This window comes from Virgibacillus halodenitrificans JCM 12304, from assembly GCF_001310895.1.
GTDB classification, from domain to species: Bacteria; Bacillota; Bacilli; order Bacillales; family Amphibacillaceae; genus Virgibacillus_Q; species Virgibacillus_Q halodenitrificans.
In genome coordinates this window covers 192706-211090 of sequence record NZ_BAZS01000001.1, presented here as the reverse complement: position 1 = coordinate 211090, position 18385 = coordinate 192706, and the positions used below count along the sequence as shown (strand labels likewise).

The window sequence follows — 18385 nt, the reverse complement described above, 5'->3', positions numbered from 1 at the left end:
TTTGGAAGAATTTGTTTCTATGACATGAAATAGTACTTAAGTCGGAAGGTAAAAGTTATATATGTTAATAGAAGGTTTTTGGAAGGATAATGAAATAAACGCTGAAGTCCTCGCATGAAATTGCGAGCTTTGTCAGTTTCCGTTTGAAAAAGGAGGTGTTGTCGAAAACGCAAATATGGTACCGGTTGCTCATGAAACGATTTTCTTAAATTTTTCTTTACAAAAGATGATTGTACATAAAAATGACAATATATATAGTATTCCCTCCATAAACAGGATTAATATTACAAGTTCATTACAAATTCCCTATATATCTATATTTTTCCTTCTTCTACTTATATAATAGAGTCACTTCTTAGAAAAAATGGAAGAATAAATAGATAGATTTGTGAAGGGAGAATCATCGATTGGCCAATAAAAAGATTATTATGTCGGTAACTGCAACTGCAGCGATAGCCGCAGCGGTAGTTGGCGCAGAGGAAGCAGAAGCAGCGTCTCATAAGGTTCAAAGTGGAGATTCATTGTGGTCAATAGCCCAGCAATATAACACCAGCATTTCACAGTTACGTTCCATCAATGGAATTTCAGGAGATCTTATTTATCCAAATCAAATCATAGAAACAGATAACGAGCAATCATCCAACTCTAATTCAAGCAACAGCTCAAATACTACTAAACCATCTACTAATTCAAACTCTACATATACAGTAAAAAGTGGCGATACACTAAGTGGAATTGCCTCAAAACATAACATTTCTCTAAGTAACTTAATGAAATGGAACAACCTTGACACCACGCTTATCTTCCCCGGAAATGTTTTCGTTGTAAGCAAGAATGGCTCATCGTCAAGCAGCTCTAATTCAAGTTCTTCTGGAAGCTCAAGCAGCGGATCAAGCAAGCCATCAACAGGCTCATCCGAGGTGTATGTTGTTAAATCCGGAGATTCTTTATCACGCATCGGAGCACAATATGGTGTGAGTGTATCCAACTTGAAGAAATGGAACAACCTAAGCTCTGACTTAATCCTAATCGGACAAAAACTAAGCATTAATGGAAGCACAAGCGGAAGTAGCACAGGGTCAAGCTCAGGCTCCAGCAGTTCTGGCGGGTCAACTGCAACGAATGTTGACTACAATGTGAACAAGCTTGTAAGCACAGCCAAAAGCGTTATGGGCACGAAATATGTATGGGGCGGTTCCACCACAAGCGGCTTTGACTGCAGCGGATTCATCTACTATGCATATAAGAACGCAGGCAAAAGCGTAAGCCGCTTATCAACAGACGGCTACTACAACCGTTCTTACCATGTAAGCAAGCCACAGGTTGGAGACCTAGTCTTCTTCTCAGGAACTTACAGAAAAGGAATCTCCCACATGGGAATCTACGTTGGAAACAACGAATTCATCCATGCAGGAACCTCCACAGGCGTAACAAAAACGAAGCTAAGCAACTCTTACTGGAGCAAGCACTTCGATAGCTACAAGCGTTTCTATTAATAGGTTAATATTATTACATATGATGTAATAGCACTTATACTATAAGGGAGAACTCCAGCGTGGCTGGAGTTCTTTTTTTGTTGGGTTGTGTGTTGTTCTCTCATTTGGATGGGGTGCTGTCTCATATAGGGTGCGTTTTCTCTCATTTGGGTGGCATGCTCTCTCATATGGAGTGCGGGCTTTCTCATTTGGGTGGCGTGCTGTCTCATATGGATGGGGTGTTCTCTCATATGGCATGCAGCTGTCTCATTTGGGTGGGGTGCTCTCTCATATGGATGGGGCGTTCTCTCATATTAGGTGCGTGCTGTCTCATATGACATGCGGACTCTCTCATATTGGGTGGGGGTTCACTCATTTGGATGGAGTGCTGTCTCTCATATTGGATGCGGGCTTTCTCATTTGATCAGTATGGTCTCTCATATGGACTGCGGGCTCTCTCAAATCAGGGGAAACTCTCTCATTCTATTCAAGAGTAATTTCATCTTTCACTAGTTGGCCTTATATTACCTATCCTTCTCCACTCCTATTCATCTTTTTAACCACCATTTTCGGTTGCGACGGTCGTGATATAGCCCTGCTCCTCTTAGCATTCTGGTAATTGAGCTTTTTTCATTATATTGTAGCCAGTATTGAGCTTGAGAATTGGATATAGAAGGACCGACTAACAGAAAATAATCAGCCAGTGCTTGCAGATGTGCTTTTTGATCTTTTTTCTGACAGTGATCGCATTTCCATGTGTTGTGTCCTCTCACCATTTCTAGCCTGTTGCAATGGGAGCAATATATCCCAGGCACTAGATCAGACAGGAGGACACCATGCTCTTTGAGAATGTCTGCATTATATTCGCTGGAGGCTCGAAGCAGAAGTCGACCGATTTTTTCATGGGGGAGTTTTGTCTCGCTTTTATATTTCCTGTCTAAATCCAATATCTCTTTCGGAATATACTCAGCATGATGAACTTTCCGCGCAACCTCCTCCTCATCCCCACTGACTTTAATGATCGTACTAGGTTTACTAATTGCAATGAGCGGATAAATCGGTACCTCTGGATACCCTTGCAGCTGCAGCCAATGCTCCAGCTTCAACTTCTGAAGCTCCACCTGAGTAATGGGATAACGATAACCAATTTCATTTTCGCCATCCTCTCTAGAAAATTGTTTTAATGTTGTATTAAAAGTAACAATTCCTTTATTATTTTTGATTTCTACAAGATAGATGCCATTATCGCCAATCACGACTGTATCCATTTGAAAAAGTTTACCTCGCAATTTCAAAGTAAGTTGATGAACAACAGTAAAATCTTCTGTCAAAAAGTCAGTATGATAATCTACTAATCTCTCTCCTTCATAACCGTATATTTCTCTTGCTGCTTTTGATTCGATTTCCATTAATTTTGGATGGTTTGGGCCGAGCCTTTGCAGGAGTGCTTCGTATTTCTTTAAAGAAGTTGGTTTGGTTCGTGTATTTAGTTTCATATCTTTCTCCTTTTTAAAGCTACTGTAGCACGGTTTGGGGAATGAAGCGAAAAGCCAATAATTGAATTTAAATGCTATATTGATGCTGAATTTCTAATTTTATTTGTAAGTTTTTCATTATCTGTTAAGGAAGCAAAGTTCTTTTTAATTATTATAAATTTCTTTCTAAATCTTTTTTGATATGTGCTATAATCTATTAAAATATAAGGAGGTGGTGGGAGTGGAAAAGAAGGATCAAATAATAGAAATGCTGAACAAAATAATGTCCAGTTTAGAAGATACAGAAAAGCAGTTGGGGCAGCGTGAAGAAGAGGAAGAGATAATTGGTTTTCAAGCAGCAGCTTCTGCTGAAACAGAGGTTTTGCGGGAGGAAGTTTGGAAAATGAAAGTAGATATCCAACGCATCAAAAGCACCTTAGGAATAAATAGCTTCTAGTTAATAAACTCACACATAAAAACACCACAATAGTTAATTAAAATCCACATGGAAAAGGATGGGCAAAACCACGCCCATCCTTTTTAGACATTTACTATCATATGAGAGACACTGGCTCCTATTTGAGACACCACACGCTCCATTTGAGAGAGCAGCCATATTATTTGAGACAGCATCGGCCTCATATGAGAGACCTAGCCTCACATTTGAGACTGCACACGCTTCATATGAGAGAACCAGCTTCACATTTGAGACAGCACCCGCCTCATATGAGAGACCATCTGACACATTTGAGACAGCACCCACCTCATATGAGAGACCACCTGCCCCATTTGAGACAGCACCCACCTCATATGAGACAACCCAGGCCCTATTTGAGACAGCACACGCTCCATATGAGAGAGCGCCCCCCACCAAAAGGAGAACTACTCCTTCCGCCGATCAATCATCTCTCTTACTACATCCGGGTTTGTTCCGCCTGTCACGCGTCGACGTTGGACAAAGTAATAGGGATCTGTGATTTGCTGCCAGTCTTGCTCGGTCAATGTCACGTCCTCCAGCCATTCATTCAGTTCGTCAACTGGTATTTCATATAATTCCTTGCCCTGCTTATCAGCCATTTTGGCGATGACGCTCGCTTTATGATGTGCTTTGCGAAAAGAGACTCCATAATCGCGGGCGAGCACGTCGGCAAGCTCGGTGATTGTGATCATGTTTTCTCTTGCCTGCTGGTAGGCGCGATCTTTATTAAAGTCCATTGTCACTACAACAGCACGCATGAGCTTCAGCACACGCAATGCTTTCTTGAAGCCTGCGTAAAGGTGTGGCTGCAAGTCATCCTCTGTGTCATTAATGTCTCCATATGGTGTGTTATGGATCATATGCACAACAGCCATACCTTCTGCCGCGGCACTGCTGGCGATGGCGCGCGAGTGCTCAATGGATACGGGGTTACGCTTTTGTGGCATGATGCTGCTTATTTGTACATAAGCATCTGATACCTTAAGCAACCCTACTTCCTTTGAGGTCATTCGCAGGAATTCCTGTAACCAGCGTCCCATATTTGTCATGAGACTGATCAATGCCTGAGCCGCTTCGATTAAGTAGTCGCCTGCACCAATGGCGTCATAGGAGTTTTCGATTAATCCTTCAAAGCCGAGCAGATCCACCATGCGTTCCCTGTTTATCGGGAAGCCGGAGGTGGTGATGGCTGCTGCGCCCATTGGGGATTGATTGACTGTTTTTCGTGCTTGCTTCAAGCGATCGATATCCCGCTGCAAGCTATCATAAATGGCGACCAAATAGTGGCCGAATGTTGTTGGCTGGGCTGGCTGTGTATGGGTATGTGCAGGCATAATGGATTCTACATGATTCTCTGCTTGATACAAAATGGCCTCAGCCAGCTTTTCTGCAGCTTCTGTTGTTTCCTGTAAATAATCGCGTAGAACGATACGGTACATGCCTTCACCCATGTCATTCCTGCTTTTGGCAATATGCATTTTTCCTGCTAGTTCGTCACCAATTAATGTTCCAATTTGAGATTCAACTAGAAAAAACAGGTCCTCATAGGAAGAAGAATATTCGATATCTGCCTTTTCCATCTTTTCTACCTCGGCAACGCCTCCAAAATTTTTGCAGCCTCATCATCAGTTAGAATGCCTTGTTCTGCAAGCATCGTTGTATGTGCTTTATGGATGTGAAACATCGCATCAAATAGATGTTCTTTTTGGTCGTAAAAAACCGGCTTCAGTAGTTCATCCATGAAGGTTTTTCCAGGAAAAACGACACCATCTGTTTTCTCAAATTGTTCCTTTAATGTATGCAATAGTAGCACCTCAACATTTTTTGATTATCATTGATTGATTAACTTCTAATAATTTTTCATAGATCTTCTCAAACCAAATCTCACAACAATCCTACAACGTATTCTCCGACTTAACCCCAAAGAAGCGATAGGCGATAAACATGACAATCGCGATCAATCCGACTTGAATCATGCCGTACGCTGCAGCTTGCCCCATGTTGAACATGCGGAGCTGGTTCATAATTTCAATCGAAATCGGCCTATTGCTTAGTGTATATAGCAATACCGATGTAGGGAATTCGCCGACCGCTTGCACAAATGCCAACAGTGTTCCACTTAGTACGCCTGGCATAATGATTGGTATCACGACACGACGGAAGGTGTAAAACCATTTTGCGCCAAGATTTTGCGCTGCTTCTTCCAAGGAATCATCCATTTGCTCCAATACGGCAGTTGTTGAACGGACTACCAGTGGGATAAACCGCACAAAGTAAGCAAGTGGCAGGATCCAGAACGTGCCGACCAAGATCTGTCCAAAAGAAAATGGAGATGGCTTGTTAAATGCCAAAATCAAATTCATCCCGACCACGGTTGCTGGTAATGCCCATGGAATCATCACAAGAATATCGAGTAGGTTTTTGCCGATAAAGCTTCGTTTCACGAGTGCGTACGATGTAATAATCCCAAAGATGAATACACCGATACAGGCTAGGCACGTCATAATTAAACTGTTTCTCACCGGATCCCAAATGTTCGGATCCTCAAATAATAATCGGAAATTTTCCAGGCTGAATGCTGTTGGATAGGTCTGCCATGTCCATGCACCTTCTGGGACGAGTGACAGAATAAGCAAGGTCGCATGTGGCAAGAGTAAAACAATCATTGCAACAATTCCAAGTGTTACCATCACACCTTTTAGAACTGGATTGTTTACTTCACTGCGGTGTGCGCCAATCCCCTTACTCGCCATCCGGTAATCCTTCCTGCTTTGATACCAGCGCATAAATAATAGGAAGGAAATCGAAACAACGGATAGAATAACGGATTGGGTTGCAGCCATCTCCAGATCACCGTTAATTTTTGAAAAGTAAATTTGTAAGCTTAAGACCCGGAATCCGCCCGCCAATAAAAACGGGGCACTAAAGGAAGCCATGGATACCATGAAGACCAATAGAGATGCAGCAACAAGTCCTGGTGTTAATAAGGGAAACGTTACTTTCCAAAATACCTTAAATTTGCTTGAACCTAAATTGTAGGCCGCTTCCTCCAAGGAAGGGTCAATATTATTTAATGCAGATGATGTCGTCATATAAAAATACGGATACATCGTATATGCATGCACAAGCAAAATTCCTGATATGCCGCCAATGCTGAAGGGAACCTCTGATAAATTGAACAGATCCTTGATGGCATTCGGCACGAGGCCTGCTTCTCCGTATAAAAACATGAATGCCATTACCCCAACTAACGATGGGAGTACAATTGGCATAATCGCAATATTGGAGAAAAACTGCCTGCCGGGAAAGTCATACCTGTTAAAAATATAAGCAAGCGGTATACCGATTAATGCACTAAAGAATACCGACAACAACGAAATATAGACAGAGTTCCATAATGCTTCAAAGTTCGCTGCTGATTTTTCTCCAAAGAAGTCATTGTAATTTTCCATGGAGAAGACGCCTTTTTGTTTAAAGCTTTCTACAATCGTAGCAATCGATGGATATAACACGTAACCAACTAGAATTAAAACAACGGGGATGAGTAAAAGTATCGTTTTTCTTTTTTCAGCATTTAACATTTATTTATCACCCTTTGCCTCGGGGATGACGCGAATATGATTCTCCGGCAGATAGGCATATACCTGTGTGCCTTCTTTAAAATACGTGCTCGGTCCCCGGTTTAACGCTGTTGTTTTAATTGTTACGCTCTCATTGATTTTCACAAAGGTATGTACCGACTCACCAGTAAATTGAACAAGTGTTACGGTACCGGAAAACACATTCTCTGCTTGTATTGGCGTTTCAGAAATCTCTACTGCCTCCGGACGTATGGACATATACAAATCATCTGTATCATTGTAGTCTGCAATGTTCAACTCTGTATGAGCTACATGTACCGTTTGTTCCAAGTCCTTACTGGAAAAAGTAAATATTTCTCCCTCCTGCTTTTCACGTTCCACAGGTAGTAGATTTGTTTCACCAATAAACTCAGCAACGAAGTCATTCACCGGTTTATTATAAATTTCCGTCGGTGTGCCAACCTGCTGACATTCACCTAAATTAAATACGGCGATCCGGTCGCTCATCGTTAAAGCCTCTACCTGATCATGTGTTACATAAATAGTTGTAATGCCATATTCCCGCTGTAGCCGCAGTATTTCTGTACGCATTTCATCTCTCAATCTAGCATCCAGATTACTTAAAGGCTCATCAAGCAAGAGAATATCCGGTTCAATTACAAGTGCGCGTGCTAAGGCAACCCGTTGCTGCTGACCGCCACTTAACTGACTTACCTGGCGATCAATAAATTGCTCCAGGCGCACTTTTTTCAAAACATCCTCTACCCTGCGCTTTACTTCTGTTTTATTTATCTTTCTAACTTTTAGTCCAAAGGCAACGTTTTCAAAAACAGTCATATGTGGGAACAGGGCATAGTTTTGGAAAACCATGCCTGTATTCCTTTTTTCCGGCGAAACAGAGGTCATGTCCCGCTCGTTAAATTTCACTTTTCCTTTAGTTGGGAAATAAAAGCCAGCAATCATTCGGAGGGTTGTTGTTTTTCCACATCCACTTGGACCTAAAAATGTAAAGAATTCTCCTTCTTTAATGACCAAATCCAACCCCTTGACCGCTGTTACGTTCCCAAATTGCTTTGTAATCTCTGACAAGTTTACTGTTGACATGAAAAAACAACTCCTCTTTCTAAAAAGCCTAGCTTGATTTATTTATTCTTCTTCACTTTTATCTTTTTCTGTGTTTTTAATTTTGTTATCCCAATGCTCCATCCATTCTTCTGACTTCTCCTGGAAAAGAGCCCAATCGATATCCATTGGATTAATTTCTGTTTCTGTAATCCATTCTGGCAGATCCTCTACATCTTCTCTTGTCGGAATGCGGTAATATTTCTCAGCCAACAGCTTTGCTGCTTCAGGTGTATTTACAAACTCGTAGAATGCTTCAGCTGCTTTTGGATGTGGTGCATCGTTAATAATTGCAATTCCTTCCGTCAATACAGGTGTGCCGCTCTCAGGAATTACATAATCAAACGGGTAGCCTTTTTCTTCAGCTAGCATAACAGTATCCGGCATGTTCCAAACAGATAGGGAGCCAACACCTTTAGCAACCTGGTTATACATAATTTCCGGGTTAGCAGAGTATTCCTTCGTATTTTCATCCAGCTTTTGTAACCACTCATAACCTTCCTGTGGATCCTGTGTATCCTTATATGTTCTGTAAATCATTGCAGAATAGATGGTTCTCATCGTACCTGAAGCAAGTGGGTAGCGAATGATAAGTTCATCCTCCCATTTCGGGTCAAGCAGGTCATCCCAATCCTTTGGTGCTTCTTCTTTGGAAATTTCTTTTGAATTATACAAAATAACTTCTGGTGTCATGGATGTTCCAGACCACATCCAGTCTTCATCATGGTACATCTCATCCAATGCATCGGCATAGGAAGGCTTATACTCTTTTAAAAGCTCTTCATCTTTTGCCTGGTCGAAGTTCACTTGAGGTGCACCCCACCAAACATCTGCCTGGGTATTATTTTTTTCTGAACGCACACGATCTAAAATCTCCTGTGAACCCATATCCAAGAATTCCATTTTGATGCCATACTCTTCTTCAAATTGCTTTTGGAAATCACTTAAAATATCTTTACCGTGTGGGGAATAGACGACAACTTTTTCTTCCAAATCTTCATTGGAAGCAGAACCTTCGCCACCCCCGTCACTTTTCTCTTCACTGCTTTCATCACTACCACCAGCCATACAGCCTGTGAGCAACAACCCTAGAAGAACGATGAATAAAAACATGCTTAGCTTTTTCACTTGATTAACCCCTCTCAATTTAAATTTCAAACAATCCTTCAAACTCGTTTAAAAATAATGCTACTGAACCAATGACTCCCGCTTCTTTGCCAAAAGATGTTCGTACTACTTCACATTGCTGTGGAGCGTACCGATTCATGATGTCCATCACTTTCTTGTGTATAAGGGAAAATGATCCGCTGACACCACCTCCTAAAATAATAATTTCCGGATCAAATAACGAAACATAATTACTGATCCCGATAGCTAAATGCTCCAGTGCTTGATCAATGACCTCCACTGCTGCTTCATCGCCTTCGTTATATAGTTCAAACGCTTGCTTGGCACTCAATTCTTTACCTAACTTTTTGGTTATTTGCATACTAATCGAAGAACCACTCGAGACACTTTCTAAAAATCCATATCCCTTATGTACCGGATGGTATGCTTTTGCATATTCTTTATCTGTCACGAGATAGCCAATTTCACCTGCACTGTAATTTGTGCCACGGTATAAATTGCCATTAATCATGATCCCGCTTCCGACTCCTGTACCAATTGCGACATAAACGAGATTTTCTTTGTTTTTACCAATGCCCATCCAATGCTCGCCAAGTACATTAATGTTCACATCATTATCTACATGGATAGGCAGTTGAAAGGTCTTTTCCAGCTCTGCAACAATTGGGAAACGCTTCCATTTAAGAGCCGGAGCTTCTACTACAATTCCTTCTTTTATGTTGGTGACACCAGGGATTCCTGCCCCTATTCCTAGAATCTTCGTATCATCAATTCGGAGCTGATCCTTCATCGAATCAACATTTCGTTTCATTTCTTCAAATAAGTTATGCTCCAAATGCTGTTGTGTGGGGAATTCGCGGAATGCACAGACATGCCCGTTTAAATCGGTAATTCCCATTCCTACATTGGTGCCTCCAATATCGATCCCGACAATATAGGATCGCTTCGCATTAAATGTTAAATTAACCGGCTTTCTTCCTCCTTCCCTTGAAGCTGATCCGTTTCCTGTTTCAATTAACCATTGATCCTCTAATAAATCATTTACTAATGTGGAAATCGTTGGTTTACTTAATGATAGTTTTTTCGCTATAGCAGCTCTGGATATAGCATCCTCTTCCATCACACATTTGAGGATAAGTCGCTTGTTCATTGTTTTTATGTAGGCTGCATTTCCTTTCTGCATTGGACAGGCTCCTTAAACTTTATATTTATTCCCTGAGAATTGTAGGTTAGTAAAGTTTACTTACTAATTAGATTGTTACCAAGATTATAAATGAAAGCGTTATTATTGTAAAGTGGATTTTGAAAATTTATTTTTTTACTCTATATATGATTTATATGCCGACTTCTGATTTTCACGCCTTTGAATTTAAATAACAAAAAATATAGTATTTTTGGACTATTTACACAAAAAGGACGTATTGGTAGTATGTTTGCTGAATAGGCTTTTCACTTTAGTTGGTTAGTTATGTTTACTAACTGAGTGAAACTATTTAAAAATAATGAAAGGGGTTACAAAATGAAGAAGTTTTCTTATCTATTTTTAATTGCAGTATTGGTTATCTCCCTGCTCCCTATTACTGGGGCGGCAAAGGACAAGACCAAGCATGACGAAGAATTATGGAATGCGGTTAAACCTCTGAGCACGACAGTTACTTTTTTAAATACCGGAGCACATCCGGATGATGAGCGAAGTGACTTACTTGCATACCTTTCAAGAGGCCTTGGTGTTAAAACTTCAAGCCTGATCGCTAACCGCGGGGAAGGCGGTCAAAATGAAATTGGCAGTGAATTAGGTAACGCACTTGGAATTATCCGTTCAAATGAAATGATCGAAGCAGCTAAGATCACTGGGGTAAAAGCATATCATTTAAGTGAAACTACCTCAGATCCGATTTATGACTTCGGTTTTTCCAAATCCCCTGAAGAAACATTGGAAAAATGGGGCGAAGAGGTAACATATGAACGCTTAATCCGTTTTATTCGCACATATCAACCGGATGTGGTTATGCCATCATTCCGCAATGTCGATACACAGCATGGCCATCACCGGGCAATGACTGTTTTGAGTGGCAGAGCTTTTGAAGATGCTGCAGATCCTTCCGTCTTCCCGGAGCAATTGGATGAAGGTCTATCAACATGGCAAGTCAAAAAACTCTATTTGCCAGCAGCTTCCGAGGAAGAAGCAACAACCTCGCTTGAAATTGGCGACTATGATCCTGTCTATGGTATGTCCTATCCACAGCTTGGCGAGAAATCAAGGTATATGCATAAAAGCCAAGGGATGGGGAATGACGTCCCAGTTGAACCAAGACAATTTCACTTCGAGCTATGGAAAGAAGCCGTTTCGTCAAATGGGGAAGCTTTATTCGCTGGAATTCCTTATGACCTTGATGCTTGGGCGGACAAGGTTTCCGAGAAAAATTTAAGCGTGAAGCTGGAAAAATTACAAAAGGACTTAGATCAAATTATAGAGCTCTATCCAGATCGCGAAGCCATCCTCTCCCCTTCCCAGAAGGCGTTAAAGGATGTTCGTAAACTAACTGAAAAAGTGGAAAGCAGCAGCATGGATAAAGATTTGAAAAATGATCTTTTACACAAACTGGAATTAAAAGAAGCACAACTACAGGAAGTCAGCTTTGTCGCTTCCAGTTTAGATGTGGAGATAACTGCAGATTCATCTGTAGTTACAAGAGATGAAGATGTGTCAGTAAAAATGACAATTACAAATAATGGTAACCAGATGATTAAGCATGTGAACGCAGGCATTAATGCTCCCGAGGAATGGGATTTTGATGAGAATGAAGAGATCGGTAAGTTAAAACCAAATGAATCGAAAACAGTGGAATTTGAAGGAGAAGTACCAGAAGAAGCAGACTATACACACCCATATGACGATTCAGTAATCCAACCACAAATTAGTTTTAAAGAAAAAGGCGCCGAAACTACCCATGCTGTTGATTTGGAGCAGCCACTATCTGTACTTCCTGAGTTAAGTGTCACAACAGATCCGGAAAACGTGATGGTTAACACGGCTGACATTCAAGAAAACATCCCTGTTACGGTGAAAGTAAAAAATTATAAAGCAGATGATCACGAAGCAGATGTTTCCTTGAATTTGCCGGATGGATGGACGAGTGAACCTGTACAGCAAGAAGTGGAATTTGAAAAAGAAGGCGAAGAACAGCAAGTCACTTTTCACGTAACACCACCTGCTGATGTGAAAGAAGGAAATTTCTCTATTAGCGCTATCGCTGAAGCAGATGATGAGATTTTTGATACAACGATTCAAGAAATTAGCTATGAGCACATTAATGATGCCTATTATCTATACCCGTCAAGCATTGATGGAGTTGCATTTGAACTGGTAAAACCGGACAACATGAAAATCGGTTATGTAGAAAGTGGTTTTGATACTGTTGCAGATGCATTAGTAAATGCCGGATTTGATGTAACAAAATTGACTGAACAGGACCTGGCTTCAGGGGACCTAAGTCAATATGACACAATTGTTACTGGCATTCGAGCACGCCTGGCAAGAGAAGACCTTATTGAACATAATGATCGCCTGCTGGAATATGCTGAAAATGGCGGCCATGTTGTTGTTCAATATCACAAACCGTGGGACAACTGGGATAGTAACACAACAGCCCCATACCCACTGGAAATCGGGCAGCCTTCAATCAAATGGCGTGTCACCGATGAAACAGCTCCGGTAACTATGCTACAGCCGGAACATAAATTATTTAACTATCCAAATAAAATTACCGACAAGGACTGGGATAACTGGGTCCAGGAACGCGGCTTATATTACCCAATGAATTGGGATGACCGCTACGAAACCTTCGTCTCCATGGCAGACCCAAATGAAGATCCATTTACAGGCGGTATCTTAATGGCAGAATATGGCGAGGGAACCTATCTCTATACCAACCTCGTATTCTACCGCCAAATCAACAACCAGGTCCCTGGCGGCTATCGCATCTTCACAAACCTATTAAGCTATGGCATGGAAAATGAATAGATTGAAGCAAAACAAGCAGATCCTTGGAGGATCTGCTTGTTTTTGTGTAGAGGATTCTCTCGATTGATTGGTGGGACGTGATTGCCGCTGCTCGGGCCGAGACTGGTGCGCTGCTTACCGCGCCTGGTGGTGCGCTGGCCAAGACTCGCTGGCCATGTACCGCGACTGGTGGGGCGCTGATCGAGACTCTCTTGCCTCGTACCGCGACGGCTCACCCTCCAAGCGAGACTCATTGGCCACGTACCGCGACTGCTCATGCCATATGAGAGAGCGCGGGCTTCATTTGAGACAGCACACGCTCCATATGAGAGACCTAGCCTCACATTTGAGACTGCACTCGCCCCACATGAGAAACCTAGCCTGCCATATGAAACAGCCACACATCAAACTCCCTCAAACAACTCCACCAACAGCAAGGAAACTGCTCCTAGCAATGTTGCGTCTTCTCCCAAGGAGGTGACCACGACGTCTGTGTGTTTGGCATCAGGAGTCAGCGCGCGCTGCTCGATGGTTTTTCGGATACTAGGTAATAGAAATTCCGTGCTGTTCATGACCCCGCCGCCAAGCACGACTTTTTTCGGGTTTACGAGGTGGATCAGGTTTGTCAGCCCAACGCCGATATATACTCCGGTTTCCACAAGAACTTCTTCATATATCTTGTTTCCCGCCTTAGCTAGCGCATACACACTCTCGCCTGTCAGCTTAACTGCCTCATCCTTTTTGGAGGCTTCGCTCGCTTGCAACAGTTCCTGCGCCCGAGCTGCGATTGCTGATCCAGTAGCGAAGGTTTGCAGGCAGCCACGGTTTCCACATTCGCATTGTTTTCCATTCATATCAATGGTCATATGCCCGATTTCTCCGGCAATGTCCTGTGCTCCATGGTACAGCTTGCCTTCCACTACAATCCCAGCGCCGACGCCTCGGCCCAAATTGACGGCGACCATGCTGTCGATTTCGCCATGTCCGCCAAACCAAGCTTCACCAAGCGCCATTGCCCGCGCGTCATTTTCTACTTTAATCACAACATTGAATTCTTTTTCCAGTTCCTCTTTGATCGGAATATTCGTTAATCCGAGGTTGGGGGCGAATAACGATGTACCTGTTTGCACATCTACCATCCCATGCATAGCAACACCGATCCCCAATATTTCTGCACCATTTGTAGGAGCTTCCTCCACAATGGAGCGAATACATTTTTTCAAATGACTCCAAAAGGTTTTGTTCGTTAATGATGCCTCAAGCTGACTGCTACTCCGTGTAAGTACACTCCCTGAAAGGTCAGCAACGATCGCATCGATTTTGTCCGGCCCTGCATCTACACCAATAATATAAAAGGCAGTCTTATTTATATGCAGCATGGTCGGTCTCCTGCCGCCCATCGACTGTCCACTATCACTTTCTATCACCAGCCCCTGCTCCATGAGTTCCTTCACAATACTGCTGACAGTTGGCGGGGTAAGCTTAGTATCCTTGGCAATTTGCGCCCGGGAAATTGGTTCAGCTGTTCTGATTTTATTTAAAATAATTGATTTATTAACAGATTTCATTAACTGAAAAGTTCCACGTTGCATCGCTTTTCCTCCGATTTTTAAAATTTATATCAAGCAGCAATACTAGAAAAACAAAGTTGCTGGGCACTATACTAAAATTTATTTGAGAGAGCGCCCACCTCATTTGAGACAAACTGCTCAAATTTGAGAGACACACGCACCCATATGAGAGACATTGTCCAAATATGAGACACAGCCCACTCCATTTGAGAGAGCACCCACCTCATTTGAGACAACCTGCTCGAATTTGAGAGACGCAAGCACCCATATGAGAGACATTGTCCAAATATGAGACAAAGCCCACTCCATTTGAGAGAGCAACCGCCCCATACTAAAACCACAATAAATCCAAAATTACCGAGCCCGTGCCGCTTTTCTTGCAGCTTTTCCCTTATAATTTACCGCAATAATTCCTACTGCCACAAGGAATAGCGCACCAATAATAAACAGATTCAATCGCTCACCCGGCACAAACATGGCAGATAAAATGGCTCCCGAAACCGGGGTGATGAATTTGAACATACTGATCTCGCCAGCTTTGTTATATTTTAAAATTGAGTACCACAGGGCAAACGCTGCCGCTGACAGTAAGGCAGAATAAATTAATAAACCATAGCCAAGCGGAGTAAATGTGATTGCGCCCTCGTCTAATCGTGGCAATCCGATTACTAATAGCAGTGCTGCACCAATGGTTAATTGCCAGCCTGTTAACGCAAACGGGTGAATACCGACAGCGAGTTCTTTTGCCATAATGGTTCCGATTGCCCCGGTCAATGCTGCCAAAATCATATAGCCTTCACCAGTCAACTGAAAGCTTAATTGCAGTTCAGATCCCCAGTTGGCGACAATTACGCCACCAAATCCAGCAACAAGGCCGATTGCTTTTTTCCAATTCAAACGATCATTATGATAGAAAAAATGCGCTAAAATTACAGTGAAAAAAGTTCCGCTTGAAACGAGAATTGCTCCCTGCATGCCGGATACTTTTCCTAGTCCATTATAGAAAAAATAATATTGCAATGCGGTTTGGATAATGCCAAACAGCACTAAAAACATAAACTGGCGTCTTGTTACCAAAAGACGTCTCCAGTTAACAAAAAGCATACCAATAAGTAAAATTAATCCAGCCATTAGAAAGCGCCATCCAGCAAAAACGATTTTAGCAATCGTATCATTTGGCGCCATTTGCAATTCATCATAGCTTACTTTTAAAACAGGGAAAGCACTCCCCCACAATATTGCACAAAAAATGGCGATGCTCACGACAACCCATTTCTTCTTAAGTATACCATCCACTTCAAGTCATCTCCTACATTGATTCTAAACAATACCTACCATTATAACGCAAGAGATTGTTGCCGGTCAGGTTTGACAACTTGAAAACTTTTGGAAATAGATGTGGCTGGGGGTGATTGGTTAGGTGAGCGGCTTTTGGGAGGGTGACGCTGGGGTCGCGTGTTTCTCATTTGGTTAGGCGTTCTCTCATATGAGGCGGGGTTCTCTCATTTGAACCAGGATGCCTCTCATATTAGACCGAGCTCTCTCATCTGAGCCACCCTGCCTCTCATACCAAGCTGTGTTCTCTCATTTGAACCAGGATGCCTCTCATATTAGACCGGGCTCTCTCATTTGAACATTGCTGTCTCTCATATTAGACCAGGCTCTCTCATTTGAGCGAGGTCGTCTCTCATATTAGCTCGGGCTCTCTCATCTGAACCTTGCTGTCTCTCATATCAAGCTGAGCCCCTCTCATTTGAGCCACCCCGTCTCTCATATCAGCCGCTGCCCTCTCATATGAAGCCCGGGCTTTCTCATTTGGCAGGATTTCCTCTCATCTCAGCCTTGCCCCCCTCATACCAAGTCCACACCCACTCAAATCAACACTCCCCCAAAACACAAAAGGGATTTGCCCTCCCATCCGGCAAATCCCCCCCTTTTCTTGCTTAATAAACTATATTATTGTGCAATCCCTAACGGGGAGAAGATCACATAGATGATGACCATAATAGCGACTGCGCCCAGGCCTACTGGGTAAGCGAGTTTCCATGGTTTAAGGTCAACTGCTTTTTTATCCTCCAGCACAAATGCAGTGTCGCGCGGCTTGATTTTGCCCATGATTAACATGAATGCGGAGCAAAGCACGAACAGAATGGCGAGTATGTGCAAGTAATGCACGCCTGTATCCCAGAACAATTGCGTGATTGCATATACAATAATGAATGCGCCGAGTGCGATTTTTGCAGCAATTGCCGGTACACGTTTTGTTGTATAACCAATAATTAATATAGTGAAAATCGGTACATTATAAAATCCATTTACCATTTGGAAATATTGGAAGAAGCCTTGTGGCATCAGATCAATCAATGGTGCCATACACATCGCGAAAATAGCAATAAATGTTCCGAACACCTTACCACGGCTAATAAGTACTCGGTCTGTAATATTTGGCTTCACATAAGGTTTATACACGTTTAACATAAATAACGTAATCGTTGAGTTCAGCCCGGAGTTAAATGATGACAGAATCGCACCAAATAATACGGCAGCGAACAGGCCGACAAGCGGAAGTGGCAACACGTGATTTACTAGTGCTGAATACGCATTGATCGGGTCAAGCTTATCGCCGAGCAGGTTAAATGCAATAATCCCTGGTAAAACCAGAATAACTGGGCCGATCATTTTTAAGAATGCAGCAATTAATAGCCCCTTTTGTCCCTCTTTCAAGTTTTTCGCAGCAATGGCACGTTGCATAATATGCTGCGCAGTTCCCCAGTAAAATAGGTTAACTAAAAGCAAACCGGTAAACATCGTTGAAAATGGCAGTGGTTCTTTTTCGCCGCCGATTGCATTCATTTTTTCCGGTGTATTTTCCACAATTGTTTGGAATCCGGCGATTGGTGAACCGTCTCCTAAAAAGGCCAAACCTAATACCGGAATAAGTAGCCCACCAAACAATAAACCAATACCGTTAATGGTGTCAGACACGGCAACCGCTTTCAGTCCACCGAAAATAGCATAAATGGAGCCGACAATTCCGATTGCCCAAACAGTGATCCATAATGCGGCAGTATCACCAACACCAAACATACCTTGAACGTTGAACATTTCGCGTAAAGCGACAGCACCTGTATACAAGATAGGTGGCATCAGGTTTAATATGTATCCAAATAAAAATAAGATTGTTACGAATAATTTTACACCTGGGTCAAAACGCTCCTCCAAGAAGTCCGGGATTGTTGTGATTCCACCCTTTAAATACCTCGGTAGTAAATAAAACGCTACCAAAACAAGTGCTAAAGCAGAGCCAACCTCCCAACCCATGGACGCAATACTGAATTCATAGCCCTCTGCATTCAAACCAACCAACTGCTCTGTGGAGAGGTTTGTCAGCATTAAGGAACCGGCGATTACCCAGCCAGTCAGGCTACGACCACCAAGGAAGTAACCATCCGAAGTAGTAAGATCCTCCTTGCGTGTTTTCACATAAGAAATAATTGCAACTAAAGCTGTAAAAAATAAAAATGAAGCAATGGTGATAAAAGCCATGTAAAA

13 protein-coding genes are annotated in these 18385 nt (G+C 42.4%); 3 read left to right on the top strand and 10 right to left on the bottom strand.

Translation table 11 applies throughout. The features are described from left to right. The first annotated feature begins 407 nt into the window (after positions 1 to 407). Positions 408 to 1496: a C40 family peptidase gene (locus JCM12304_RS00840; RefSeq protein WP_060678248.1), complete on the top strand. Its 1089-nt coding sequence runs from the start codon at positions 408 to 410 to the stop codon at positions 1494 to 1496. A 527-nt stretch (positions 1497 to 2023) separates the two neighbouring features. Here JCM12304_RS00840 and JCM12304_RS00835 read toward each other — a convergent pair. Then, positions 2024 to 2971: a nuclease-related domain-containing protein gene (locus JCM12304_RS00835; RefSeq protein ID WP_060678247.1), complete on the bottom strand. Its 948-nt coding sequence runs from the start codon at positions 2969 to 2971 to the stop codon at positions 2024 to 2026. A gap of 220 nt (positions 2972 to 3191) precedes the next feature. Here JCM12304_RS00835 and JCM12304_RS00830 point away from each other — a divergent pair, with 220 nt between their 5' ends. Further along, positions 3192 to 3407 carry a hypothetical protein gene (locus tag JCM12304_RS00830; protein ID WP_060678246.1) on the top strand — a complete coding sequence of 72 codons (216 nt, stop codon included), beginning with the start codon at positions 3192 to 3194 and terminating at the stop codon, positions 3405 to 3407. A gap of 425 nt (positions 3408 to 3832) precedes the next feature. Here JCM12304_RS00830 and argH read toward each other — a convergent pair whose 3' ends face one another. From argH to JCM12304_RS00795, 6 genes are all read right to left on the bottom strand, one after another. Further along, the gene (argH, locus tag JCM12304_RS00820; RefSeq protein ID WP_060678244.1) at positions 3833 to 5008 is read right to left on the bottom strand and encodes an argininosuccinate lyase; all 1176 of its coding nucleotides are present in this window, start codon (positions 5006 to 5008) and stop codon (positions 3833 to 3835) included. Between the two features lie 5 nt (positions 5009 to 5013). Beyond that, positions 5014 to 5232, bottom strand: coding sequence for a hypothetical protein (locus JCM12304_RS19820; RefSeq protein WP_060678243.1), 219 nt, complete (start codon positions 5230 to 5232; stop codon positions 5014 to 5016). Positions 5233 to 5323: 91 nt separating this feature from the next. Beyond that, positions 5324 to 7009, bottom strand: a complete 1686-nt coding sequence (locus JCM12304_RS00810) for an ABC transporter permease (protein WP_019378141.1) — start codon at positions 7007 to 7009, stop codon at positions 5324 to 5326. After that, the gene (locus JCM12304_RS00805; RefSeq protein WP_060678242.1) at positions 7010 to 8113 is read right to left on the bottom strand and encodes an ABC transporter ATP-binding protein; all 1104 of its coding nucleotides are present in this window, start codon (positions 8111 to 8113) and stop codon (positions 7010 to 7012) included. It lies immediately after the preceding gene. 42 nt (positions 8114 to 8155) lie between these two features. Next, positions 8156 to 9259 (bottom strand): extracellular solute-binding protein, encoded by a 1104-nt coding sequence (locus tag JCM12304_RS00800; protein WP_256200738.1) that lies wholly within the window; start codon positions 9257 to 9259, stop codon positions 8156 to 8158. A gap of 19 nt (positions 9260 to 9278) precedes the next feature. Further along, positions 9279 to 10442 (bottom strand): ROK family transcriptional regulator, encoded by a 1164-nt coding sequence (locus JCM12304_RS00795; protein WP_060678240.1) that lies wholly within the window; start codon positions 10440 to 10442, stop codon positions 9279 to 9281. A 336-nt stretch (positions 10443 to 10778) separates the two neighbouring features. Here JCM12304_RS00795 and JCM12304_RS00790 point away from each other — a divergent pair, with 336 nt between their 5' ends. Next, positions 10779 to 13283 (top strand): NEW3 domain-containing protein, encoded by a 2505-nt coding sequence (locus tag JCM12304_RS00790; protein WP_060678239.1) that lies wholly within the window; start codon positions 10779 to 10781, stop codon positions 13281 to 13283. Positions 13284 to 13666: 383 nt separating this feature from the next. Here the strand turns inward: JCM12304_RS00790 and JCM12304_RS00780 are convergent, their stop codons facing one another. The 3 genes from JCM12304_RS00780 to JCM12304_RS00770 all read right to left on the bottom strand — a co-directional run bounded on the left by JCM12304_RS00780 (position 13667) and on the right by JCM12304_RS00770 (position 18379). Then, a complete protein-coding gene (locus tag JCM12304_RS00780; RefSeq protein ID WP_060678237.1) occupies positions 13667 to 14854 on the bottom strand; it encodes an ROK family transcriptional regulator in 1188 nt (395 codons plus the stop codon). A 333-nt stretch (positions 14855 to 15187) separates the two neighbouring features. Beyond that, on the bottom strand, positions 15188 to 16129 hold the full coding sequence (locus tag JCM12304_RS00775) for a DMT family transporter (RefSeq protein ID WP_019378133.1): 942 nt from the start codon (positions 16127 to 16129) through the stop codon (positions 15188 to 15190). Between the two features lie 660 nt (positions 16130 to 16789). Then, positions 16790 to 18379 (bottom strand): solute:sodium symporter family transporter, encoded by a 1590-nt coding sequence (locus JCM12304_RS00770; RefSeq protein ID WP_060678236.1) that lies wholly within the window; start codon positions 18377 to 18379, stop codon positions 16790 to 16792. Between the last annotated feature and the right edge of the window lie 6 nt (positions 18380 to 18385).